The sequence below is a fragment of the Dolichospermum sp. DET69 genome, assembly GCA_017355425.1.
Classification (GTDB): Bacteria; Cyanobacteriota; Cyanobacteriia; order Cyanobacteriales; family Nostocaceae; genus Dolichospermum.
The window spans coordinates 2,875,320-2,901,025 of sequence record CP070233.1 but is presented as its reverse complement, the minus strand read 5'-3'; the positions used below and the strand labels follow the sequence as shown (position 1 = coordinate 2,901,025).

Annotated in this window: 22 protein-coding genes and 1 pseudogene; 15 read left to right on the top strand and 8 right to left on the bottom strand. The window is 39.0% G+C overall.

The window, feature by feature from the left end; genetic code table 11:
• Nucleotides 1-470: 470 nt before the first annotated feature.
• Both EZY12_13280 and EZY12_13275 read right to left on the bottom strand, forming a co-directional pair.
• Nucleotides 471-776, bottom strand: a complete 306-nt coding sequence (locus EZY12_13280) for a DUF2442 domain-containing protein (GenBank protein QSX70436.1) — start codon at nt 774-776, stop codon at nt 471-473.
• Between the two features lie 13 nt (nt 777-789).
• Nucleotides 790-1,038, bottom strand: coding sequence for a DUF4160 domain-containing protein (locus EZY12_13275; GenBank protein ID QSX70435.1), 249 nt, complete (start codon nt 1,036-1,038; stop codon nt 790-792).
• A gap of 42 nt (nt 1,039-1,080) precedes the next feature.
• On the opposite strand from EZY12_13275, the gene EZY12_13270 reads away from it, so the two are divergent.
• The 3 genes from EZY12_13270 to EZY12_13260 are packed head-to-tail and all read left to right on the top strand — an operon-like array spanning nt 1,081 to nt 2,063.
• Nucleotides 1,081-1,371, top strand: coding sequence for a DUF3349 domain-containing protein (locus EZY12_13270; GenBank protein ID QSX70655.1), 291 nt, complete (start codon nt 1,081-1,083; stop codon nt 1,369-1,371).
• A 57-nt stretch (nt 1,372-1,428) separates the two neighbouring features.
• Nucleotides 1,429-1,701 (top strand): hypothetical protein, encoded by a 273-nt coding sequence (locus EZY12_13265; protein QSX70434.1) that lies wholly within the window; start codon nt 1,429-1,431, stop codon nt 1,699-1,701.
• Nucleotides 1,698-2,063, top strand: a complete 366-nt coding sequence (locus EZY12_13260) for a clan AA aspartic protease (GenBank protein QSX70433.1) — start codon at nt 1,698-1,700, stop codon at nt 2,061-2,063. Before EZY12_13265 ends, EZY12_13260 begins: the two co-directional genes overlap by 4 nt.
• Before the next feature lie 594 nt (nt 2,064-2,657).
• Here the strand turns inward: EZY12_13260 and EZY12_13255 are convergent.
• Nucleotides 2,658-3,896 (bottom strand): peptidase C2 calpain, encoded by a 1,239-nt coding sequence (locus EZY12_13255; protein QSX70432.1) that lies wholly within the window; start codon nt 3,894-3,896, stop codon nt 2,658-2,660.
• Nucleotides 3,897-4,228: 332 nt separating this feature from the next.
• Nucleotides 4,229-4,996, bottom strand: a pseudogene (locus tag EZY12_13250) (RsmB/NOP family class I SAM-dependent RNA methyltransferase).
• Between the two features lie 232 nt (nt 4,997-5,228).
• On the opposite strand from EZY12_13250, the gene EZY12_13245 reads away from it, so the two are divergent.
• A complete protein-coding gene (locus EZY12_13245) occupies nt 5,229-7,280 on the top strand; it encodes a DUF2157 domain-containing protein (GenBank protein ID QSX70431.1) in 2,052 nt (683 codons plus the stop codon).
• Nucleotides 7,281-7,408: 128 nt separating this feature from the next.
• Nucleotides 7,409-8,278 (top strand): GDYXXLXY domain-containing protein, encoded by an 870-nt coding sequence (locus tag EZY12_13240; protein ID QSX70430.1) that lies wholly within the window; start codon nt 7,409-7,411, stop codon nt 8,276-8,278.
• Between the two features lie 61 nt (nt 8,279-8,339).
• Here the strand turns inward: EZY12_13240 and EZY12_13235 are convergent, their stop codons facing one another.
• Nucleotides 8,340-8,903 (bottom strand): Uma2 family endonuclease, encoded by a 564-nt coding sequence (locus EZY12_13235; GenBank protein QSX70429.1) that lies wholly within the window; start codon nt 8,901-8,903, stop codon nt 8,340-8,342.
• Between the two features lie 97 nt (nt 8,904-9,000).
• A complete protein-coding gene (locus EZY12_13230; protein QSX70428.1) occupies nt 9,001-9,963 on the bottom strand; it encodes a GNAT family N-acetyltransferase in 963 nt (320 codons plus the stop codon).
• 682 nt (nt 9,964-10,645) lie between these two features.
• Between EZY12_13230 and EZY12_13225 the strand changes: the two genes are divergently transcribed.
• From EZY12_13225 to EZY12_13180, 10 genes are all read left to right on the top strand, one after another.
• Nucleotides 10,646-10,942, top strand: coding sequence for a hypothetical protein (locus tag EZY12_13225; GenBank protein ID QSX70427.1), 297 nt, complete (start codon nt 10,646-10,648; stop codon nt 10,940-10,942).
• A 170-nt stretch (nt 10,943-11,112) separates the two neighbouring features.
• Entirely contained in the window at nt 11,113-12,189 is a 1,077-nt protein-coding gene (locus EZY12_13220) for a hypothetical protein (GenBank protein ID QSX70426.1), read from the top strand.
• A gap of 14 nt (nt 12,190-12,203) precedes the next feature.
• Complete coding sequence (locus EZY12_13215) at nt 12,204-13,286, top strand: hypothetical protein (protein ID QSX70425.1); 1,083 nt, start codon at nt 12,204-12,206, stop codon at nt 13,284-13,286.
• Nucleotides 13,279-14,178: a phytanoyl-CoA dioxygenase family protein gene (locus tag EZY12_13210; GenBank protein QSX70424.1), complete on the top strand. Its 900-nt coding sequence runs from the start codon at nt 13,279-13,281 to the stop codon at nt 14,176-14,178. The genes EZY12_13215 and EZY12_13210 overlap by 8 nt, the downstream gene beginning before the upstream one ends.
• A gap of 16 nt (nt 14,179-14,194) precedes the next feature.
• A complete protein-coding gene (locus EZY12_13205) occupies nt 14,195-15,073 on the top strand; it encodes a phytanoyl-CoA dioxygenase family protein (GenBank protein QSX70423.1) in 879 nt (292 codons plus the stop codon).
• A 65-nt stretch (nt 15,074-15,138) separates the two neighbouring features.
• Nucleotides 15,139-15,396: a hypothetical protein gene (locus tag EZY12_13200; protein QSX70422.1), complete on the top strand. Its 258-nt coding sequence runs from the start codon at nt 15,139-15,141 to the stop codon at nt 15,394-15,396.
• A 203-nt stretch (nt 15,397-15,599) separates the two neighbouring features.
• The gene (locus tag EZY12_13195; GenBank protein QSX70421.1) at nt 15,600-16,847 is read left to right on the top strand and encodes an RRXRR domain-containing protein; all 1,248 of its coding nucleotides are present in this window, start codon (nt 15,600-15,602) and stop codon (nt 16,845-16,847) included.
• A gap of 241 nt (nt 16,848-17,088) precedes the next feature.
• Nucleotides 17,089-17,472: a 2OG-Fe(II) oxygenase gene (locus tag EZY12_13190; GenBank protein QSX70420.1), complete on the top strand. Its 384-nt coding sequence runs from the start codon at nt 17,089-17,091 to the stop codon at nt 17,470-17,472.
• Between the two features lie 23 nt (nt 17,473-17,495).
• Nucleotides 17,496-18,662, top strand: coding sequence for a hypothetical protein (locus EZY12_13185; protein QSX70419.1), 1,167 nt, complete (start codon nt 17,496-17,498; stop codon nt 18,660-18,662).
• Nucleotides 18,663-19,232: 570 nt separating this feature from the next.
• Entirely contained in the window at nt 19,233-22,475 is a 3,243-nt protein-coding gene (locus tag EZY12_13180) for a type 2 lantipeptide synthetase LanM family protein (GenBank protein ID QSX70418.1), read from the top strand.
• A 144-nt stretch (nt 22,476-22,619) separates the two neighbouring features.
• Here EZY12_13180 and sppA read toward each other — a convergent pair whose 3' ends face one another.
• Together sppA and EZY12_13170 are read right to left on the bottom strand one after the other, a co-directional pair.
• Nucleotides 22,620-24,437, bottom strand: coding sequence for a signal peptide peptidase SppA (gene sppA / locus EZY12_13175; protein ID QSX70417.1), 1,818 nt, complete (start codon nt 24,435-24,437; stop codon nt 22,620-22,622).
• 84 nt (nt 24,438-24,521) lie between these two features.
• A complete protein-coding gene (locus tag EZY12_13170) occupies nt 24,522-25,568 on the bottom strand; it encodes a type 2 isopentenyl-diphosphate Delta-isomerase (protein QSX70416.1) in 1,047 nt (348 codons plus the stop codon).
• Between the last annotated feature and the right edge of the window lie 138 nt (nt 25,569-25,706).

Sequence of the window (25,706 nt, the reverse complement as noted above, 5' to 3'; positions counted from 1 at the left end):
ATAATGTTGACAAAATAAAGATGAATGGACTATAATAGAAAACGTAGATTCTATGGAGTTCCCCTCCTTGCTTATAAGTTGACGGCAAGTGATGACCCTAGAGTAAAATATATCACGTATTTCATTTTTAAGTCTCAAAAAAGTACCTCTACTGAGGTTCTAAGTCAGTAATACTGACTCAATTGAAAACCTCCCTTTATAGGGAGGTAAAAATTTTAAAAATTTAATAAAATTTAACCCACATTCCGCACCCCCTAGTGTCACAATCGGTAATTTCGGATTTTTGAATACCTTTAATGATAATTTTGATACAAAATTGTCGAAATCTCAGGTGGCGATCGCCAATCTCAAATCCCCAAACGACCATTTTTCGTTGTGTGACAGTTTAGGGTGCGGAAGCTGGGATTTAAAGCTAGATAATGCGATCCCTCTTAGTTTGATGATAGTGGGAGTTGTGCGATCGCTCTTGGTTAGTGAATGGTGAATGAAGTGCGATGTACCGAGTCGAATTTATCAACTATTTCCTCATTGGTAATACTAATTCCATTTTGCCAAAGTTCATATTCACTAATATCAATGTCCTCATTCCAAACCAGAGCATAACCGCCTGACTCAATGGTAAAATTCCTGAAAAATGCCGGATTTTTTAAAGGATCAAACATAGGATTATCTAATAATTTAGAAATATTATATTTTTTGATTTCATTATTTGTAAACTTAACAATCAAGGTACGATCATCAATAGCTTGAGCCGAAACAATACGATCAGGTTTCATAAAAAATTCTCCATTACTTTAAAGGTGGAAGTTTAGTAAAATCTTGGCTGTTCCACATCTTGAGTAGTTCTTTCTGGTATAATGTAGCCCATTCTATTACCATTTTTTCTGCCCGACTGGGTAAATCTCCTTCAATAATTTGTAAAGATTCAATACTAACTAAAGCATTATATTCACCATAAACAGCATGAAAATGTGGAGGAGGATGATCACCAAAGAAAATTTTAATAATTATCCCGTAAAATCGTGTAATTTCTGGCATAAAGTTATGCTAACTAATTTAATAGTAATTGTAGCTCATCCCATGATTACAGATAAAGAAAATTTACAAAGTACATATAAATTAATTCAATGTGCTTTTCCCAAGGGGATAGAATCACAATATTATTTACCGCTTTTAGCATTACTCAGTGAAGAAATGTCAGATAAGAATTTAGCTGAAGTTGTAGCTTACGATAGCGGTAAAGATTATAGTGTTGTCCTCAATGATGTATACCGGGTACAGTCAATTGATATACCCACATCTGAAGCGATCGCTAATTTAAAGAAAAGATTGCTGATATGTGGTTATGAACAGTGGCTTGAGGAAGGATAAACTGTACTACTAAATCAAGTACAATAAATACATAATCACGAAAAAGGATGAAATAAAATGCAAGCCATTCTCCTCAGCAGCGAAGAAGTCGCAAAACGTGCCAAAGAATTATATGAAAATAGCATTCGTCAGCAAGTAGACACCGAAGAAAACATCGGGAAAATGATAATTATTGATATAGAAACAGGTGAATATGCAATTGATAAAACAGGCATAGAATCAGCGCATTATTTACGGAATAAAAACAGATTTGCTCGACTTTTTGGTATTCGCATTGGTTACAAAGTTGCTGCCTCCTTTAGTGGAGAAATGGAGCGTGATTATCGGTGATAACTGGTATTATTAAAAACGGGCGTGCAACTGTCAATGTTATATTTCGATTGCCAGAACAACCAGATTTTACAATTGAATTTGTGATTGATACAGGTTTTACAGAATTTCTTTCCTTACCTCCCGCAGCCGTGAATCTTTTGGGATTCCCTTTTGTTTATGATATGTACGCAAATTTAGCAGATAATAGCCGTGTGCTTTTACCAGTACATCAGGCTACTATTATTTGGAATGGTGAGGAAAGAGCAGTTAATGTATTAGCTACAGGAAAGCTACCATTATTAGGAACTGGTTTACTTGATGGTTATGAATTATCTATCCAATTTACAGAAGGTGGTTTAGTCACAATTCAAGAATTATAATCACTCTTAGTTAGATGATGGTGGAGATGTGCAATTGTGCGGAACTCAGTGTCAAAGGCGATCACTCTTAGTTAGACTATGGTGGAGATGTGCGATTGTGTGGGGCGCAGTACCAAAGGCGATAGCGAAGCGCTCCGCAGGAATCGCTTTTAAGTAAATTTGAATAACTATCAATAGTGTTGCCAAAATAAGAGCCTTGATAATTTTTGGCAAAAACGGCAAAAATAAGCATACATAAGCGTTTCGAGAAAAAGGTAATTTAGAATCTAAAACCCTTATCTACCCCGTCAATACATTTAAAAAATCCTTGTCGGAAACCTTTAAGGAATTTTTAAGGCTGATTGTTTTTGCCAAGCAAGAGTGAAAAACGGGAGTTCATGGTTAAAGCATTATCATCTCACCCTCGTAATTTGGCAATAGTGTTGACTATCAAACATAATGCACTCCTAAATCATTCAATCATTTATGAAAATCAATCTTTATTACATAAGGTGAACCGGGACTTCATCCACATCACCTGATATTATTGAAATCATGATTACATCCATAAACAGCAGTACAAATAATTAATATTCGTACTGCTGCCAATGATGTCTAGGTATTAGACCATTGAATAATTGCGCTCAAAGATAATAATTGAGACCAAGTGACATCAGCATGGGTAGAACCCCAAGGATTCCGTAAGTGGAAAGTTTGATTAGTGGCATTATAAGATGTAATGGTGTAAGCATGACCATTAACAACACCATAACCAGCACCATAGACGAAACCCGCTGTTAACACCTGATTAGAATTAACCAAATTAATCAGTTGAGTTTGAGTCATATTGCTGACAGATTGGGAAGTAGCACTTAATCCCGTTACCTGACGAATTACTGTATCCATCCAACCCCCTGAAATGTCTGCATAGGAGTTAGTAGAAGTGCTAGAACGACTCCAACCAGATTCAGCTAACTGGGCATAGGCTTTTTCTGCTAAAGCTACCCAAAGTTCATTGCTAGTGGAAGTAGAAGAACCTCCTCCCCAACCAGCATAAGCGGCATAGTTTCCAGAAGTTGGCAAGTAACGATCTACTGTGACATAATCAGCTACACCATTGTTATAAAAACGCCCGGTGAAGGTATTATCACCATTGTCCGTAAACATATTCTGAATGTAATCAGGTTTTTCCTGGGCAATAGAAGCTAAAGTTGCTACATAATAGCAGTCTCCCACCTGTCCTTGGTAAATGTCATCAGCACTAGGTCCATTTTGGAACAGAGAACCATTAACAGACTGATAGGTATAACCTGAATCTGCATCTGGGCGAGCAGTACCTAAGAACCACTTACCAATCAGATTTTCCATTTGGGTATCACTACTACCGGCAAACAAGTTACCAATACCGGAACGAGTGTTAGCAACGTCACTATTGGCAATCTTATTAGATAAGACCTTCACCGAATCAGCCATGGTGAAGAGGGTAGAGTTACTAACAAGAGTCCGTAAGTCAGTTAACTCACTGGCATCAATTACACTACCATCTTTAGCATCACGGAAAATGGAAATCATATCATTGCGACTCAAATTACCATCAGCAGCTAAGGAACGGGTTAAAGTGGTAATTTGAGCATCTACTAGATTTTGAGTATACCAATCTGTCGGAATGGGAGTTGGTGTGGGAGTTGGTGTGGGAGTTGGAGTTGGTGTAACCTCAGTGGCATTTAACGACAAGCCGTAAGTAGTATCACCACTATAGCGATTTACCCGCGTATAATAAGTACCTGCACTCAACTGACTACTAATGGATTCAGAAGTAGTACCATATATAGGCTCATCTTGGGTGTACTTCAAGAGTGAAATATTAGTATCACTGAGAATCTAGGATAAACTACTGCTTTTGTGGCGGATATTTTGCCTAAACTGTTACTTTCATTACATAAATATAAAATGATTTATGTTAACTTGAATACAGTAAAAAATACTATTTTATTAAAAAAATTATACTAAATTGTGCAATAATTACGCAAAAAAGACGTAAAAGCCTTGATTTACCTGATGACGACTGATTTTAATTTGTAAATCTTAATACTTATTCGTGCTTCTGCGTGAGAAATAAAATGTCAATCACACGCAGGTGGGCTTTATTCGGATAGCATCCAAGAATATTACATACTTTGATATCTTCACATAGCAGACATAGAATCTAAATCAATCCCGTTCATATCACCTGCCATCGTATTTTTAAACAACACCGTAAAAGCACCAGCACCCAACCGATATTGAGGAAACATCCGATAACAAGGAACACTAGTTAACCGAGATTGAAAAGTAGATAAATGCTCAACTTCCACCGCTTTAAAATGCGGAAACCGTTCCAAAAACCATTCACAAACCTGCTCATTTTCTTCAGCAGAATAAGTGCAAGTCATATAAGCCAAATAACCTTGAGGGGCAACAACTTGGGCAGAATTAGCAATAATGCGTTTTTGGCGATTGGCACTTTTATTAATTGAAGTCGCGTGAAAATATCCCGGTGCTTTCTCATTTTTAGCTAGTAAAGATTGACCAGTACAAGGGGCATCAACTATCACTAAATTACTCGAAGCTGGCAATAATTCTGCAAAAATACTCGAATCCCTATTTACTACTCCACTGGGTTTAATTTGACAACGTTTTAAATTAGAAATTAACATCCCCAAACGCTTAGGAATGAGGATTAAATAAAGTGCAAATCTTGATGGATGTAATTTAACATTAGGTTAGACGGTCGTTTGCCAATGTGTTGGCGTTTACATATTAAAAGGCGAAATATCGGGTTTATCTTGACACCAAAGAATACAAGGTGCAAAAGGTTGGGGATGAACTAAAGCATCAATAAACTTTGTTTATTCATCTACATTTGTAAATAACTGTCGGGTAACTTTAAGCAATAAATTAGAAGGTTTTTCCATATAAATTTCTACAAAATTAAATCAGAAAAGAAACTGTTACACGAGAACAATGCAATCAATATATTTGGCTGCATACTAAAAAAACAATGACCGATATTCAGATGGCGTTTGCAAAGTGCGTCCGGTATGGCTTCTGGCTTTTGGCTAGAGGCCAACCTTGTTTTAATGCTTGTCAAACTCATACCAAATTAGGATTTTAGATTTGGTATTACACCTATGTACCGGAGAGGTCATGATATTTAACAATTTTCAGCAAAAACTGCGCCAAGAAGCACAACATTGGCGAGATGAAGGAATTATTAGTTCTTCTCAGTATGACCAAATCGCCAAGCGTCATCAATTAAATAACCTAGAAGAATCTACCCGTGATGCTTTCGGTGTGATTGCCATTGTCATAGGTGGTTTACTGTTAGGGTTAGGTTTAATGACCCTTGTGGGCGCAAATTGGCAGGGTTGGTCACGGGAAGTTAAGTTTATCTTGTTAATGAGTTTGTTTCTCTCCACAGCCATTACGGGTTTTTTAACCTGGAGAGAACCTACACTGATCACAAATCAAGGTAAAAAATCACAAGAGAGTAAACGGATACTCGGAGAAGCATTGTTAATTCTCAGTGCTTTCATTTTAGGGACAACCCTCATGTTAATGGGGCAAATATTCAATATTAGCGGTTCAGCTTCTGAGTTATTTTTAGCTTGGGGGTTTGGGGTGTTAGTCATGGCTTATAGTCTTTCCCTCAATTCCTTGGGAATTATGGCTATTATCCTCATTCAAATCGGTTATTGGATAGGAATTGGTGATTTCTCGTCTGTGTCTGGGGACGTGACTTGGGCGCGGTTAGCTGTGCGTCATATGCCCATATTATCATGGTTGCTATTTGTTCCCCTAGCTTATATTTGCAGATCCCGGTGGATTTTTGGACTGGGGGTTATGGCATTTATTCTATCTTTGCAATATAACCTCAGACCTTTGCCACTGTTGACATTTTCTGATGTAGTTTCTTGGATAGCTTCCTTTGCTTTAGCCCTACCACCTGCTTTACTTTGGAGTTATGACGATTTACTTTTTCCCACTGTTAATTATAGGTTGTTTCAACCCCTAGCCCGCAATTTAAGCTTGATATGTTTTGGTGTAGTGTTTTATCTTTTGTCCTTCCGTTGGCAATGGGAAGCTGTAGATTCTAGTGGCGTTTCATCATTCTTAAATCCCTTTGATCAATCCAGTAATTTATCCAATGTCTTGCCGTCTTTACCAATTATTGATTTAGGAATTCTCAGTGGTTTAGCAGTGTTGCAATGGTTGTTTCTGATTCGTCAAAGCAACAGTCCTCTGCGCCGGGAAGTATTTTTCAGAATCAGCATTATTACCACTTTTTTGGGCTTCATTCTGATTACTCCCTTTTGGCATCAAGCTATCACCCAAATTACTGAACTAGGCATTTTTATTTTCAATGTTTTGTTAGCAATATTAGCCTGGGGATTAGTTCAAGACGGGTTAAAGTTACGCAACATAACCTCTTTTTGGTGCGGGATGCTATTATTTACTTTGCAAATTATCAGCCGTGTTTTTGAGTATAACACTGATGTACTTTTCCGGGCTTTAGTATTTGGGATTTGTGGTTATTCTCTCATTGCAGCCGGACTTTGGTTTGAAAGTCGCTTTACTACTTCTAAGATTAGTAATAGTGGCAATAGTGGTGGTAACAGCGGCGGTAGTGGGAATAGTGGGAATAGCGGAGGTGGTGGGAATAGTGGAGGTACTAGTAACAGCGGAAATAGTGGAAATAGTGTAAAAACTGGAGGTACTAGTAACAGCGAAAATAGTGGAAATAGTGTAAAAACTGGAGGTACTAGTAACAGCGAAAATAGTGGAAATAGTGTAAAAACTGGAGGTACTAGTAACAGCGAAAATAGTGGAAATAGTGTGAAAACTGGAGGTACTAGTAACAGCGAAAATAGTGGAAATAGTGTGAAAACTGGAGGTACTAGTAACAGCGAAAATAGTGGAAATAGTGTAAAAACTGGAGGTACTAGTAACAGCGGCAATAGTGTGAAAACTGGAGGTAGTGGTAACAGCGGCAATAGTGTGAAAACTGGAGGTAGTGGTAACAGCGGCAATAGCGGAAATAGTGGAAATAGAGATAGTAGAGATAGTAGAGACGGTAGAGACGGTAGAAATAGTAGAGACAGTAGAGACAGTAGAGACAGTAGAGACAGTAGAGACGATAGAGACGATAGAGACGATAGAGATGATAGAGATGATAGAGGTACTAGTAGTAGGAGATAATAGGGCAATTTTCAACTAAAATGAAGACATATTTATAAATCTCTGCGGATAAATTCCTATCAAAAATCTAGAGGTAATGGGAAAAAATACTTTTCCCATTACCTATTACCAATTACTAAATTAATCTCATGAAAAATGACTTCCCTGAATCAAAAAAAACCTTAACTCCAGAAATGGAATTTTCCGAAAAATTAACTTTTCGGGATTATCTCATTGCTACAGAACAGAAGGCAAATAAACCTTTACCAATTTGGCGATTAATTGCCCCTTTATTCGTTCAAGTCGGTTTAATTCTGGGTGTACCTTCCCAAGCAATGTATACAGACATGACTGGTAAGACGGTAATTTTGCAACCTGTACCTATAAATCCTAATGATGTGGTACGGGGTACTTCCTTAAACTTGGATTATAATATTTCCCGTCCCGAAACTTTGAGAAGATTACCAGGTTGGAATGAATGGTTGCGAAGAAATTCCCGCAGGGGTAGACAAATCTCCCAAGGAAGTATCTTATATCTGATTTTGCAAGAACGACAATCTTTTAATAGGAATCAAGAACGAGAATCTTTTGACAGGAATCAAGAACGAGAATCTTTTGACAGGAATCAAGAACGAACATCTTTTGACAGGAATCAAGAACGAACATCTTTTGACAGGAATCAAGAACGAACATCTTTTGACAGGAATGAACTTCAGTCGTGGAAACCTATCCGGGTAAGTAGTAATCGTCCTGTTTCTTTATCTAATAATCAGGTAGCTTTAAAAGGTAATTATCAAGACGGCTTAGTTAATTATGGCTTGGAAAACTATTTCATTCCTGACGAACAAAGACGGCAGATTAATGAGGATATTGCACAAGTTCGGGAAAACAGAAATGGTAGACAACAACCAATATTCGTGAGAGTAAAAGTAGATCCTCAAGGTAATGCTGTTCCTCTAGGTTTGTCAATCAAAGATGCCTCAGGTGAACGTAGAGATCGCAATTATCGTTTTCAATAGCATCATGTAGGGTGGGCAATGCCCACCTGAAGATAAATCATGTCACCGAGAAATACGGATTTCAAAACTGCAATTCAAATCCTAATAAAACATCTTCTCCAGACAGTAATACAGGAAATTGAACAATTTCTACAGGTGGTCCCAGTCGGTAAATTTCTACTTGTTTATCGTAGGGATTAATTAACCAACATAAGCGCACACCATTATTTATATATTCGGTGCATTTTTCTTGCAGAGTTTTTAATCTGTCTGTTTTTGATCTCAGTTCAATGACAAAATCAGGTGCAAGTGGGGGAAATTTTTCTCGTTCTTCAATAGTTAATGCTTCCCAGCGTTCTAATTTTATCCAAGCAACATCAGGAGAACGTTTTGCACTATTAGGAAGTCGGAATATAGTTGAGGAACTAAACACTATTCCCAATTGGGTTTTGTAGTTCCAATTACCTACTTTAATAATTAAGTCAGCTTCACTCCGGCCGCTTTCTCCTCCTACTGGTGGCACAATAATTAATTCTCCCTGTGCATTGAGTTCTAAATTTACATCTTTATTAGCCATACAGAGTTGGTAAAACTGATCATCTGTAAGGACAACAACTGGATCTAGATTTAAGGTAACAGTGTTCATGTCAGTTTATTAGTGTAATTGTTCTGGGTTAAATTTTCAGAATCAATAGACATACGAAAAGATTATATAGCGATTTTTATATCAGTGAGGTACAGTTTTAAACCTCAAAGACAAGGATAATCCGGGTAGAAACTTTAGAAAAGCCAACTGATTCATACAATTTTAATGCCCTGTTAGAATTATCAGCATCGACCATAAGCGTTGCTATATTCATACCAGCAACTTTCAGTTGTTGCATTCCGGCAAGTAACATGGCTCGTCCTATTCCCAGCCGACGAAATCCACATTGTGTTCCCAAGGTAGAAATATAGCCTTCCAACTGTCCACTGCGATTATTGCGTTCTGAATTAATCCAACAACGGCAGAAAGCTGCAAACATATTATCTGCGGCAACAGCTACCAAATCTAATTCGGGTCTGTAGTTTGGTTCAGACAGACAATTAATAAAGTTTTCAATTGAGATATTGTGGTGATTCCAGTGGTCAATAAATGACTGGTTAAACATCTCCACCCAGAACGGGGCATCCTCTAAGCCTCTGACTTGACGCAGGGTGAAGCCTGCTGGAAATAGGGCTTGAGGTATGCTTGTAGTAAGCGAACGCGCCATTGAAAAAAAGTAGCGATTCTCTACGAATCCACTATCTTTAAACACAGCAATCTCATCAGCTTTTTCTGCACGCGTGCTAGAGAGCAGTTTTCCTGGTAAACCATGTTCTTGGCTCATCAAGCGAATTCGCTCTTCACTCCAAGCAATAATTTGCCGCTCTAAATTGCCTCCTCTTGCCTTAGGGTGGACACGAAACCCAACATAGCCGTCAATTACATTGCCTCTCAAGGGCAGAATTGACAACCAACCGCAACCTACTAGCTGATCATCTGTGTCTTCCCAGATGCAAAGAGCAGGCTCTTTGTGTATTGATGGCTGGTTAAGTGCTTGCCGTAGTTCAGAAACTGATATACTTTCATTCAGTTGGTCAACTGCTTCACAAGCACTAAAGAGGTTTGCAATTGCTTCTAAATCAGCTTCACCAGCATAAAGACGTATGCTTAGAGTAGTCATAAAATCAAATTCTTTAATTCTTGCTTCTAACTTTATGATTAGTTTGTTTCATCCTTTGAATACATTACAAGATCAGATAAAAGAAAGTGGACTTACACGTTTGGGATACTCCCAATTTAACCCTTTCATTATCTCATATATCAGCATAATTTTTAAATCTAACTAAAGATTAATTAAACCAAAATTTTTATTGTCCTGTGGATGGTTTACTAATTTCTCTAATTGCCCGATACCTGTATATTTTGTTATTCTATCAATGGGTAAGTCCTAATATCCTCTTATTAATAGATAAGATTTCTATCAACAGAGTGAGTAATCATTTCAATAAAAAATATAATATGGCATTAGGGTTAAGGTAAGTAAGGCTTAAACAATTAAGCTAATAAACTGTTAATTTGCAATAGCTCAGTTAGAAAAAACTCTTGTATTGTCGTCATCTTTCTCGTCCCAGTTATGCAAGTTAAATGTCCAATAACTTAAGTTTACAGTTAAGTAAGTTGGCACAATAAAAACCATATATGTATAGTTTTATAAAAATCGTGAAATACCCTATTTATTAGGTATTCATTGATTTATATTTCGTTACATAGGTGGATTTTTTAACGCTAACTTACTTAGTAGCGATGAAACAAAAGTATCAGCAACATCAGCGTTAGTTTAATCTACATTCTAAAGGAAGAAAATGATGATGAAATCTACCATTAATGCCGATTGGCAAACTGAGTTAACAGCAAGAGCTATAAAAGACCCCGATTTTGCAACACAGTTACTTGAAAATCCCAAAGAAACTTTGTCAAGTTTATTAAATATTGATTTTCCCTCAGATTTAGATATTTTGATTCACCAAGAGTCTCCCAATAAATTGCATATTGTTCTGCCTGACTTTAATACACCACAGAAATCAGAAATAGATATAGTGGATGATGAAATATTAGCAGGATGTACTTGGGGAGTTAGCTGTCAAAGCTCTTCTAATTGACAAGATTTTAGATGATAATTACAAGCCTAGTAAAATCAATTAACTAATAATTTTGATTTTTATGTTGATAATAACTAGGCTTTTTGAGCAAAACTAATTTAGATCCGGCTGCCTGACATTCAAGCTCTGATTCCTACCGAGTTCAGCGTTAGTTTGAGCTGAATTTTATCATGAACACCCTACCGCAAACATTAGATAGTTATTTCCGGGTATTAGAACCTGATATTCAGTCAACTTTAATCTCTGCTGAGTATTTATCTGCTATTCGGCGAGTAGCTAGTTTGTTTCCTACCTACGTTCCCAATGTGTTTGGCTTTGAATCGCGGCTTAACAGCAACTCTGGGCGCACAGATTTTGCCATCAACATGACAGCAAAAGGCAGCGAATTACTAGCTAGGAGGCTGTTTGATCAACCCCAGCCAGAAGTATTCCGTCAAGACGAAAGATGGCAGAGGATTAGCCATTTTTTCCGAGAATGGGGAGAAACCAACGAATCGCCATTTGCAGATGCCAACAGTGTGTGGTTGGAATTTGATATGGATCGGCTGTCAGCAGCGGAACTCGTTCCCAGTGTCATCTTATTTGCCTACTGGCTAGATCAGATGGAGAGTAAAATGGTAGTTAATCGTCCTCTTACTTGGTTAACACGAACTATTCTGCCGATGCTGCGAGGAAGTCCGCTACCAGACTACTTAGAGCGAAACTTTTTGCATTGCATGGAATTGACTGAGCCTGCATCGTATTTCCAGGTGGGGACAATGCTCTCTCGAAAAATCGACGTGCTGAGGCTATGTATGTTTAATCTCAGCGGGGATGAAATTCTCAAGGTGTTATCTCGCATTGGCGTTGAGGAAAGTAGATCAGAAATAGAGCAGGCGATCGCAGACTTTGCAGGCTTAGTAGACTCACTGTGTTTACACTTAGATATTGGTCAAGTTGTTTACCCCCGGATTGGCTTAGAACTCTTATATGACCATCTTCACCCTTGGCAACGCCAACCCAACAAAGAAACCCGATGGTTTCAGTTGTTCGATAAGCTTGTGGAGCGTGATCTATGTACACCCGAAAAGCGAGAGGCATTACTCACCTGGACTGGCTACGTACCCATGAGCCAATCTTTAATGCCTGATGGGCTTTTATTGCGTGGTTTGCAGCATATCAAACTTGTGTTCTGCCCCAATCAACCCCCAGAAGCAAAAGCCTACTTTGGTGCAGCCTTTAATCCCTTATCTAGGAAGAAAGCGTAATTCACTAAAACCTGATGACAAATTGTACAGAGATAGGTAAACACCTGGATCATACTGTGGGTAAAGCCGTCAATTTTTTGTTGCAAGGGCGGGATCAAGAAGGGTGGTGGAAAGATTTTTTCACACCCGCAGGTGTCAGCGATGCTTGGGTGACTGGATTTGTGGGAACTTCCTTAGTTCGCATCCCAGATGCCAATGCTAGAGAAGCAGCCTCTAGAGCTTGGCAGCTTTTGGAACAACGAGAAACTGATGAAGGTGGTTGGGGATACCACATCAAAGTCCCAGCCGATGCAGATACAACCCTGTGGAGTTTGCAATTAGCTGAAGCTTTGGGACAAGAACATTCGGCACGTTACCAACAAGCTTACGCCTTTTTGGCACGCCACCTCAAAAGCAATAGTGGCGTATCTACCTACGCAGAAGAAACGCCAATCCGAAACTATATTGGGATAGGTCAAAGCGTTATCTCCTTTCAGGGCTGGTGTAGTTCTCACTCTTGTGTGACAGCCGCAGCAGCTTCCTTACCAAAACTGAGCGCCCAAATTTTGCCATATCTGCGGCAACAGCAACAAGCAGACGGTAGATGGTGCAGTTATTGGTGGTTTGAGGATGAGTATTGCACAGCCTTAGCTACAACTGCTTTATCGCTTCATAGTCGAGAAAAAAGTGATGATCAGCGGGTACAAAAAGCAGTTAACTGGGCTGTGGAACGGTTACAGCAACTAGGCAGTGACACGCAGCCGGGGGAATTTGCCATCGCTTGGTGTTTACAACTCCTGACACTGACACAAAATTTCACATCAGTCCGCAAGATTTGTTTGGCAGGAGTACAGTACCTGCTTGATAGCCAAAAAGTAGATGGTTCTTGGCCACCCTCTGCCAGATTGCGCGTACCCCGTCCTGATACGGTAGATCCCAAAACTATTGAGCATTGGCAGTTGTGGACAGGAAAATTCGCTGCCCCTCTGACACTGCAAAAGCTGCTGGAAAACACCTTTAATCTTTACTCTATCGATCAAAACGGCATTTTTACCACAGCAACCGTATTGCAATCATTACAACGCGTTAGTGAGTCGAGGGTGTGGAAGCATGAATAAACAGACAATGGACAACAAAGAACATTTTTTGGGGATGCAGGAAGTGAAAAACTTACCTCAACTGTCCCAAAGATGTTCTTTATCCCCTGCACAAGTGGCAAAGTATGGACAAGACGGTTATCTCGTCCTTGCTCAAGCCTTAGAGCCTGCGGAGATCGCCGCCTATCGTCCTTTCATCGTCGCAGTAGCTAACCGCGAACTGACAAAACTCAATGATTCCGAACGAGCCATAGGTACGAGTAGTTCCACATTTGTGTATGATTTGCGAGAAGTAGATCAGGTGGTCTGGCAGTTTATTACATCAGAAGCGATCGCCAAAATCGCTGCTGAACTGTTAGGAGTTGATAGTGTCAGGCTACTGCATTACAACTGTTTTTTCAAGCCGCCCCAAGGCATGGAAACGCCTTGGCATCAAGATTGCTTGTACATTCCCTTAAACACCGATAAGGTAATAGCAGCCTGGATACCATTAGTAGAACTATCTCCAGACATGGGGACGCTTACCTTTGCTAACGGTTCTCATCAGTTTGGTTTATGCGACTTTGCCAATACAAATAAATACTCACCGGAACGGATCGCACAGATGTTGGCAGATCGAGGCTTTCCGTTGACAAGTATCGGCGGTATGGCTGTGGGCGATGTTTCTTTCCACAGCAGTTTTACCCTCCATAGCGCCCCCAAGAATCTTAGTAATCAGATGCGGGAGGTGATCGCCATCAGCTACTACGCCGATGGTGCTTGCATTGGCGAACCGGACAATTTTGATTTATCATCTTTTCGGATATTTCCACCTGTGAAATATCGTGAGCATTTTCTTAATCAATATTTCTCTGGTTTACAGTCGGGAGATTTGGCTTGTAGTCCCACAAATCCTGTTGTTTATCATAAATAGGAAGTGTCATAACATAATGTTAAATATTGAACTAAATCTCCCCAAATTATCGAGTAATTACCCAGTTTCATCCGAGAATATTCAAGAATTTGAAAAACAAGGTCATATTTTCTTGCCTGGTGTGGTTTCTCAAGCCGAGATTGATGCCTATCGCCCTTACATTTTAAAAGCTATGCAACGCAATATCCAGGAAAATCATGCTATAGAAAAATTAGTTCAAGGCAGCCAAGAAAACTGGATATATATTAACAACTTATGGAGTCTGGATCACATCGCCCGTCGCTTTATTCTCGCCTCGCGATTTGGGCAAATTGCTGCTGAATTATTGGGTGTAGATGCTGTGCGGCTGTTTCGTGACCAAACTTATTTTAAAAAACCTGGTGGTACAGATACCCCTTGGCATCAAGACGGGTACTTTATGCCCTTGGATACAGAGAAAATTATTACCATGTGGCTTCCCCTCGTAGAAGTGACACCAGAAATGGCTCCCATGAACTTTGTCACAGGTTCCCATTGCGGGGCGAAATACCTTGGTACCTCCATGCCACAGCCAGAAAAAATGAGTGAATTTGCTGAGTTAATTATTAAAAATGGGTATGAAATTACATCTTACAACCGCTTTGCCGCAGGTGATGTGACTTTTCATTCCGGCTGGACACTTCATAGCGCACCAACCAATAAGAGTGATCGCACCCGTGAAGTGCTGGTAATGGTTTACTATGCCCATGGCACTCGGATTGCTCAACCAAAACAATTAAATTCTCAAACTCCACTCCCAGAGCGTTTTGCTGAACAAATGCGACAACAAACAAAAAATAGTTGCTTTCCGGGACTAAAACCAGGAGATTTGGCGGTGACATCCATGAACCCGCTGATTTACCGCAAAGACGCTTGAAAATGACAGCTTAAATCTCTCTAGGCATTTGTTAGCAAACGTTAGCAAAAAAGGATCGGTGAACAATGGGCAAGTGTAAACTCTTAGAACTTAATCCCCAGTCCTTACATGGGTGCGGTGATATCATGGGCAGTATCCGAAATGGGAAAATTGATGGCATCCTCATTAAAGATTTCATGCCCGCAGAAATCGCCCTTTCCCGTGGCGAAATTTTGAGGCATAATCCATCTTTGATGCGAAGCACTTTCTGTCCTTACGGTCGCATATATGCACGGACTATTATTGGTATAGGGATCATTCTAAAACGTAGTAATACGGATTAGATGTGAACCAGACCACCCTGAGCGTAATCAAAGGGTAACTGTTATTTAAGTCAAGACACCTTGGGATTCGCTAGTTCCATGCTCTGTCGGTACTGATTAAACATTCCGAAAGGAAAGTGTCTTTACCTTAACAAGCTTAGATAACCAGGTTGAAGCAAACTTTACTTAGAAATAAGGATTGGTCAAACAGACCAAATTTAACAATGTCAAATTTCGTTTTTCTAATTGATGCTAACAAAACGCCGATGAATCCTATTCATCCAGCACAAGCTAAAAAGCTTTTGAATAGCGGTAAAGCAGCAGTATTTCGCCGCTTCCCGTTTGTCTTAATCATGAATCGTGTAGTCGAAAATATCGTTACTTGTCCCATTGATTTAAAGATAGATCCCGGCTCTAAATTTACAGGTATTTCCTTGGTAAATAACCGAGATGAGGTTATTTGGGGAATGGAATTACAGCATCGTGGTGATGTAATCAAAGGTGAGTTGGAAACACGCAGAGGAATTAGGCGTAGTAGAAGAAACCGCCATACTCGCTATAGAAAGCCACGGTTTTTGAATAGAACCCGCACAAGAAGTTGGTTAGCTCCAAGTTTAAAACATCGGGTATTGACTACTAACACTTGGGTCAAAAGATTAATAAAATATGCCCCAATTGCAGCTATTACTCAAGAGTTAGTTAGATTTGATTTACAACAATTAGAGAACCCTGAGATATCGGGAATAGAGTATCAGCAAGGGGAGTTACAAGGTTACGAAGTTAGAGAGTATTTACTAGAGAAATGGGAGAGAAAATGTAGCTACTGTGATGCAAAAGATATCCCGCTTCAAATAGAACATATTCAACCTAAAGCGAAAGAAGGAAGTAACAGAATAAGTAATTTATGCTTATCCTGTGAAAAATGCAATCAAAAAAAAGGAACACAGGACATTGAAAAGTTTTTGGCTAAAAAACCAGAACTCTTAACAAAAATTAAGTTTCAGTCAAAAAGACCTTTAAAGGATGCGGCTGCTGTTAACTCTACAAGATGGGATTTATTCCACACTTTAAAAGAAACTGGATTACCAATTACGACAGCTTCTGGTGGAAGGACAAAATTTAATAGGAGAAAATTAAATCTCCCCAAGGAACACTGGATAGATGCGGCTTGTGTTGGAGTAGTAGAAAACTTAAATATATTAACAACAAATATATTAAAAGTGAAATCTACTGGACAGGGAACAAGAAGATTGTGCCGTATAAACAAGTTCGGTTTCCCTTGCTCTAACCCCCGACAAAAGTATGAACACAAATGGAACACAGGTGATATCGCCTGTTGTCAAGGTGTCTCAGGTCGAGTTGTAGTGCAATCTGCGACTAGGCTAGAGATAAGGGTAGACGGGAAAAGAATTGGCGGTAAACTTACTGATTTCAAAAAACTCCACAGCAAAGATGCTTATTCCTACTTTTGACTACGAAACACTACATTATTCTGGGATTAGGACGTAAGGCAACCAATCTGAGCAATATTTTGAGGACGCGCAGGTATTTAGAAGTGAGTGTGAGCAATTTTTCGGGTCTGAAGACAGTTTTGAAGCGCACTTGGGGCAATTACTCTCAAAAATAGCAGGCGGTAGAAAGGTATCTCTACCCCTTGGACTTGATGGTAGTCCCTACTCCCCCGCTACTATTAGGTGGGTAGATCCTGCTGGGATGATTGCACCTCACTGTGAAAAAGTTTATTTCCAAACTGGATCGTTGCCATTCCAGCTTCTGAATCAGATAGCATCAGCAGACACTATATTTAGTTTCTTTATGGTAATGACGAAGCCAGAAGCTGGTGGGGAACTTGTTCTCTACAATTTCAATTGGCAGAATCAAAACGGTAATGGCGGAGGGAAAAAAACAGACCTTAAATATCTAAACTCCCACTACAATCCTACCTCGATTCCGATTTCTGAAGGAGACTTGATAATTTTTGATGCTGGGCAGATTTGGCATCAGATTTCTGAAGTTAAGGGGACAATTCCGCGGATGACTATTGGCGGATTTATTAGCTTTTCTAAAGACGACAAAACGCTTTATTACTTTAGCTGAATGCGATTATAGGAGTACGAACTTTGTCTGATAGCACGCGATCGCTTGGCTTGATACAGCAACCGCAGCTTGTGAAAATTTTAGATGCAGTGAAGGAACAGTTCAATTCCGTTCTATTCCCACCCCATTCTCTAGAATTGATCCGTTCCCTGACGGCGAAGCTACCGCTCACAGATTCCTTGTTGTTTGAATTGAGAATGTTGGAATCGGATTCAACTATTGACCTTTCCCTACCGTTTCCCGAAAATTTCAGTTCCCACGCCCTAGAATGGGGTTCTGTTTCTCCTTGGCAAGGAATTATTTCTTTGCATCGCGCTTGCCAAAACGAGGGAGAGTTGGCTGGTTTCATGGGAAATCATGTATTTTGGTGCGAGTTCGACAGCGATCAAATGCTCGAAGCTATTCCCGTACCTGGGGTGTTTCTTGATGTCTCCCCGGAACTTTCCCAGTCTGAAAATCAGAGTTTCCTCACCCAGTTGCTATGTCGAGCAACTTCGATACTCAGAGGAGAGAAGGTTGCTGACTCTCTGCACCAAGGATTAGAAACTCTCCTCAATACTCTGCCGAAAGGTGTCTATTGTACTCATTTTGGGGTGATGCTCTCTAGGAAAGAAGGAACTGCTCCTGTGTCTTCTATCAGAGTTAACTTTGGTAGATGGGAAGAAGTAGGAGATATAGCTGCTTGGCTGCAAACTCTAGGCTGCAATGCAGTTGCGGCAGAACTTACCAGTGTAATTCAACAGATTCCCAATTTATTAAAGAGGGCGATCATTACTGTAGATATTGCTGCAACCATCGGACCGAGAATTGGCTTGGAGTGCTACCCTACATCCGTCGGAGATAGTAGCCAAAACAGAAGTAGATGGCTGGTGGAGTTTACAAATTGGTTAGAAAAGCGATCGCTATCTAGCAGACAAAAAGCTCAAGCACTCTTCCCTTGGGACATTGAGGCCAAGCTACCTCTGGAAGCACCGTCTTCCAATGAGCAATCTATTTTAAATTACTCTATCTGTGAGCCAACCTTCAGTCACCTGAAGCTGGTTTTTCATCCACTTATTGGTTTGCAAGCTAAAGCATACCTACTCGCTAATTTTCAGCAGCAAAATCAAGTTGAATCTGAGATGATCCGTTTAGCTGTTGAGTCTTTTACTCAGATTTGGAAACCTAATATTTCAACTAATAAAAAATAACTAAAAACACCATGATCAGAAAATTAAAAAATAATTTAGTAGTTACGCATTGACAGAAAAGACCGAGCATGAATAAACGAGAAAATAACATTTATCGTAGGGGTACAGCAAAAGCTAAACCCCTACCCCACGATTAATTTATGGGTGAAAATATCATTAATCCAAGCCCCAAACGAGCTATTTTGGTGAAATCATAAAATGATTAATTTGTACAGTATGTAAGTCCTATAATTATAGGACTCCTAATTTATTTTTGTTGTCCTAGTGGTCTGTCAAGCTTAAAATTGTGAGTAGTATTATTCTGTATTGACTGTTCCACAATAATTCTGGAAATCGGTAACGCACAAAATCAAAATTGACAGACCACTAGTACAGTACGGTGTAAGTTAATGAACCATTCCGAATCTGTGAAAACCTGATGCTGTATTCATTCTAAATTCTCAGCAAGCGGTACTAGTCTGCGCTCACAAAACTCAGTATACGTTTATTCCTGCTTTCCTGTTAAAAGTTCCCTGCCCCTACGAATAATTTTAGTCATCAAATTGGATTCCTATACATAGGTATAAAATTATGGATATTGCTAAAATTGTAGCAAAAGCTAGTTCAATCTTTGAAAGATTAAATGGCAATTTTTTGACAGATGTAATTAACCAAAATGAAAACTTAATAGACGAACGCATAGAACAATGGTGTAAAAAAATTGCCAAAGGCAACTGGGAATTATTTAATAGGCGTTTTGATTGGGATAAAATTGAATTAAATCAAGTTAAGCAATTATTAGGTTCAGTTACTGTAAAAAATCCACAGGAATTACCAGAATGGGCTAATCTTTTACAAGAAGTATTTGACTATATGCAAAATACAGATACTGATATGATTGTAGAAGAATACCAGCATTTTCAAACTAAATACCCATTTGTAGAAATTTTATGTCCTTTTGTTTTAATTGCTAAAACAAAATTAATCGCCCAAGTAGGTTCTGTTTATGAACTGTTAACTCCAGAGGCAATATCTTGTCTCGAATTAAATTTGCTTCAAGACCTTTCGTTGATAGCCAGTAATGTGCTTTATCTCGAATTTTCTATCTTTCGTTCGAGAAAATTATCTTCTTTAGAACGCCTACTTCTGGAAAAAAGTGAACAAAAAAGTCCAAAAATATATGCAGAATTTATTTCTGATCTATTTGAAGGTAAGTTATGGATATTCCTGGAAGAATATGCTGTTTTAGCTCGCTTACTATCAACAATAACCAAATTATGGATAGAAGCAAATGTAGAGTTTATTTTGAGGTTATCTTCAGATATAGTCAGCATTCAAAGTAGGATTTTTAATAATCAAAATCTGGGGCGAGTAATAGAATTAAAGCCTGCACTTTCTGACTATCATAACGGCAGACGTGCAGTGATAATTTTGCAATTTGAATCAGGTGATAAACTTGTTTATAAACCTAAAAATTTAAGTATTGACCGCACCTATTTTGAGTTTTTAGAATGGTTGAATCAGCAAGGAATACCTTTAGCCTTTAAATCGCTAAAACTTCTCAACCAAAAAGGCTACGGATGGGTAGAATATGCCGAGAATCTACCTTCTAAAGATGCTAATGCTGCTCATCAATTTTATCAGCGTGCGGGGATGCTGCTGTGTCTAATGTATTTATTGGAAGGGGTAGACTGTTATTACGAAAATATCATTGCTAATGGGGAGTATCCATTGCTAATTGATATGGAAACTTTGCTACATAATAATTTTAAATTAGAGAGGGAATATTCAGAATCCTATCAGATTAGACCGATTGATTTAATTTGGTGGAATTCAGTATTTCGTGTAGGACTATTGCCTACGTGGCGACCGAGTGCTGATTGGAAAATAGCTTATAATATTGGAGGTTTGCGGGAAGCTGGTAAATTAGTATTGCCATTTTTCAAAACCGTATGGTGTCATCCAAATACGGATGCGATGAAGCGCGACAGCCAACAGATAGTTATTGATGTGAAGTCGAGTGTACCAAGGCTAAATGATGAATACTTACAAGCAACTGATTATGTGGATGAAGTTGTGACAGGTTTCCAGCAAATGTATCTTTTTCTAGCGAATAAAAAAGATGAATTACTTGCGCCCCAAAGTCCTTTTCACAACTTGGCTCGGCAAAAAGTTCGCTACATTTTACGTAACACTAAATTTTATAATTCTATCTTGCAAACACTGCTTGAACCAGAATATCTCAGAGACGGAGTTGATAGAAGTATCGAGATTGATGTTGTTAGTCGGATATCTTTAGATACTGGCAAAAAAGCTATCCATTGGCCTTTAGTCAAGTTTGAAACCGCAGCCTTGGAACAAATGGATATTCCATTTTTTAGTATGGATACAAATAGTACTTCTATAGACTTACCCAATGGAGAAATTTTAGAAAGCTTTTGTGAAAATACAAGTATTGATAACGTTATTAATCGGTTGCATTCTTTTAATGAACAAGATTTAAAGACGCAAATTCGGTTAACTGAAAGTATTTTGCGTTTGAGTAGTATCTCTGGTAAACACAGCACTTCTTTAGAAAAAGAAAAAGATGATAACTTTGATGCGGTTGCTGTACTTTCGCCGCAGGAAATGATTGCAGAAGCAACTATGATTGCTCAACAATTACAAGAATTAGCTTTTTACTGCCATGATGGTAGCATTACTTGGATTGCGCCCCAACTGCAAGCCGAAAAATATATCTTACAGCCTCTACGATTAGATATTTATGGCGGTGCTGCTGGCATTATAGTTTTTCTAGCAGCTCTAGAAAAAGTAACTGGTGGTGCTGGATATGCAGAACTTATTCAAGGAGCAATCATCCCTCTACGAGAAGCAATCACCACAATCCCAGTTCAAACTTTATCGAAAAATGGATATACTATCGGCGGTGTGGCTGGAATTGCTTCCCTCATCTACGCGTTTACCCGCATTTCCGAGTTTTTAGAAATGCCCTCTTTGCTGGAAGATGCTCAAGAGGCTGCATCTTTAATTTCTCCTAAATGGATTAACGAAGATAAACATTTGGATGTGGTAAGTGGTTCAGCAGGCGCGATTCTAGCTTTATTAGCTTTATATCAAAAAACGAACGCTGCCGAAATTTTGGCAAAAGCTATTTGCTGTGGTGAACATTTATTACACACTCGCACGTCAAACAATAAGGGATTTCGAGCTTGGCATCAAATTGGTGCAGACTTCGTAACTGGATTTTCTCATGGTGCGGCTGGCATTGCTTATGCTCTACTACGATTGTACAAAGCAACTGATGACAATAGATTTTTCAAAATGGCTAGAGAATCTGTTGCTTATGAACAAAGCGTATTTGACAAATTAGCAGGGAACTGGCCTGACTATCGAGAAGCAATGCAAATAAATAGTGATTCTAGGTTTATGACCGCTTGGTGTCACGGTGCGCCGGGGATTGCTTTAGCAAGAATGGGTGGACTTTCAGTTTTAAATACAGCCGAGATTGAAAAAGATGTGTTAGCAGCTCTGGAAACTATCCGCAATTTCAGCTTACGGGGAAAAGATCATCTTTGTTGTGGGAATTTTGGCAGAATAGAAGTCCTGCAAATTGCTGCCCAAACTTTCTCTAGGCAAGAATTAGCTGATTTAGCCATAAAACAAGCTTCATGGATAGTACACAGAGCCAAAGAACGGGGTTCCTATCAATTATTCGACACATTTATTCAGGGTATATTCCATCCCTCTTTCTTTCAAGGAACTTCCGGTATCGGCTATCAGTTACTTAGACTTACTCAGCCAGATTTACTACCATCAGTGCTGTTGCTAGAATAACCGATAGAAAAATGCTAACAATTACAGGAATACTCGGTAACAGGTGACGGTGTTTCCATAACTTGGACTTCTCAGAAGTTTATGAACTAGGTAGAGTCGAAGGCGAGTATTATCAAGGCTTTCGGTTCATTCAGCAACCCCTACCTATTCAATTTTGAAATTAACAGGTAAGCGAGTATAAATCCCTTGAGGATCATTCATTGTTTGTAAAGTCTTAATTTCCTGTTGAAGTTTTCCTAACTCATTTATTAAGGGGTTATTGGGTTTAGTTTGAGTTGTTTCTATTCCTAACTTTGCTTTTGTTTCATCTAATTTTTTACCAAAAAAGCGTTCTGCAAAGCTACTCACTTGGGGATATTCTTGTAACTCCCAATTAGTACCCAATTTTGCTTGTTTAGCTGCATATTCAATAGCTACATTTAAACCACCAATTTCATCAACTAAACCGATTTGTTTGGCTGCTGTTCCTGACCAAACTCGTCCTTGGGCAATTTCTGCTACTTTTGCAGTTGGTAATTTACGTCCTTGGGATACTTTCTGCAAAAATAGATTATAAATGTTGTTAACACTGCGTTGATACAATGCTAATTCTTGGGGTGATTTAGGACGGGAAATGGTTTGTTGATCTGCATATTGGGCTGTTTTTACAGTATCCCAAGTTATGCCATTATTATTGCCCAATTTTTGACCATTAAATAATACACCAAAGACACCAATAGAACCTGTAATGGTATTAGGTTGGGCAAAAATGCGGTTGGAATCACTAGCAATCCAATAACCACCAGAAGCAGCTACATCTCCCATGGAGACGATGACAGGTTTAACTTGACGAGTTAATTTGATTTCTCGCTGCATGATTTCGGCTGCGGTTGCACTACCACCAGGGCTATTAATTCTGAGAACTACAGCTTTGATTTGATCATTTTGCCTGATTTTTGAGAATATTTTTGCAAAGTTATCACCTCCGACTTGACCATTATCACCGCTACCATTGACTATTTCTCCTTCTGCATAAACAACGGCAATTTTACGATCTGAATCTAAGGATTTTCCAGGAACTTCTGCATAATCACCCAGACTTATTTTTGTGAATGTTTTATCTTTTTCATTCTTACCAGTTAATTTTTTTAAATCAGTGAATACTTGATCTTGGTAAGCAATCGTATCTACTAAACCATTAGATTTAGCTGCTGTGGCTTCTAAAATTGGTTGACTATTAGCGATCGCTTGTAACTTCTGTGGTAAAATATTTCGGCTTGTACCCACAGATGTTCGCCATTCTCCCCAAACATCATCTAATAATTTCTGCGTTTGTTCCCGGTTCTCTGGGCTGAGTTTATCAAGAATTAACGGTTCTACTGCTCCCTTAAATTTACCCACCCGCACAATCTGCACACCAACACCGTATTTTTGAAATGCTCCTGCTAAGAACATGGGTTGTGAACTTAAACCATTCACTTCCATTGCTCCCATAGGATTAACTACAATTTGATTTGCTACGGAACTTAGATAATATTCTCGTTCACTCCAATCTGTACTATAGGCAATAATTTTCTTCCCAGTTTTGCGGAATTTTTCCAGTGCTTGGCGAATTTCTTTCAAAGAAGCATAACCAACCGCACTATTAGCATTAGTTCCATCTAGATAAATAGCCACAATGCGTTGATCATAGCCTGCATTTTCTATGGTTTTGACAACTTTACGGAGTGTAATACTATTTTCCTCAACACCGCTAAACGTTTTTTGCAATAATTGACCAGAATCAGGTTCACTATCGGTAATTTTCATAGACAAGTCAAAAACTAACACTGACTTATCTTTAACTGTTGGGGCTGAACTTTGGGAACTAGCCACTGCAATCAATATTAATAAGAAACCCAGTGTACTGACTCCAGAAAAAATAGTCAGTCCCATTAAACTGCCAACTAGACTTGCTAAGGTTTGTTTAATAAAATTGTTCATTAGTTATTAGTTAGTAGGGGCGCAGGGCCTGCGCCCAGTTATTAGTTATTAGCACAAAACCAAATTCAGGTAGCTTGATCTTAATTAAATCCGGTATAAACTTTGACAATGCTTTAAATCATACAAGCTGTTGTTGTCCGTACAAAATAATACAGTGGTGATTTCGGCTATTAATATCTCTGTTAATTCTACTACAGCCGCTTCGGATACTGCTGCTGCCTTGAGGAAGGGCATTGCTAAACCAGCAATATCTGCCCCTAAAGCGATCGCTTTGGCTACATCTAAACCATGACGTAAGCCCCCGGAAGCAATTAACGGAATATTGGGATCATGGGTCCGAATACTGGTAATACAATCGGCTGTGGGTATACCCCAATCTCCAAATGTTTGCCCTAACCGCCGCTGTAAGGAAGTTTCTGCCCGTTCACCTTCAACCAAAGCCCAAGACGTACCACCAGCACCAGCGACATCAATAGCTTGAACTCCAGCGGCTATGAGTTTTTCTGCCATTGTCGCTGAAATCCCATTACCTACTTCCTTGGCAATTACAGGAACTGGCAACTTAATACATAAATCCTGAATCTTGTCAAGCAAACCCAGAAAATTGGTATCACCCCTGGGTTGAATAAATTCCTGCAAAGGATTAATGTGTAAAATCAAAGCATCAGCTTCAGTAATATCAATAATTCGCAAACATTCATCAATGCCGTATTGATAATTAAGCTGCACCGCGCCTAAGTTAGCAAAGAGGAGAATATCAGGCGCATATTTACGAACGGCGAAAGTATCCGCAACTTGAGGTTTTTCCACCGCTACTCGTACAGATCCTACACCCATTGCTAATTTGTATTTTTGGGCGACTTCAGCCAAACGACGGTTAATAATTCCCGCTTGTTCTGTGCCTCCAGTCATGGAGGAAATTAATAACGGTGCATTTAGATGTTTTTCCAGAAAAGTCGTACTCACATCAATATCTTTACCATCAAGTTCCGGTAAACAAACATGAGTAAAGCGATATTTTTCTAAGCCAGTAGTGATTTCTGGAGATTGGACATTATCTTCTAAACAAATCCGGATGTGATCTGCTTTGCGATTTTGGGTTTGAGCTGAGGTGTTAATAGGAGGGTTCACGGCTTAATATAGAGCTATGTTTATATTTGTTATCGCATCAAGTCCTGGCGATTATAAATCGCAGCTAAACAAACAAAGTCCACCGCCGCGGACTAAAAGAATTTGAAACCCACGTATCCCTTACGGGACTGAAGGAAT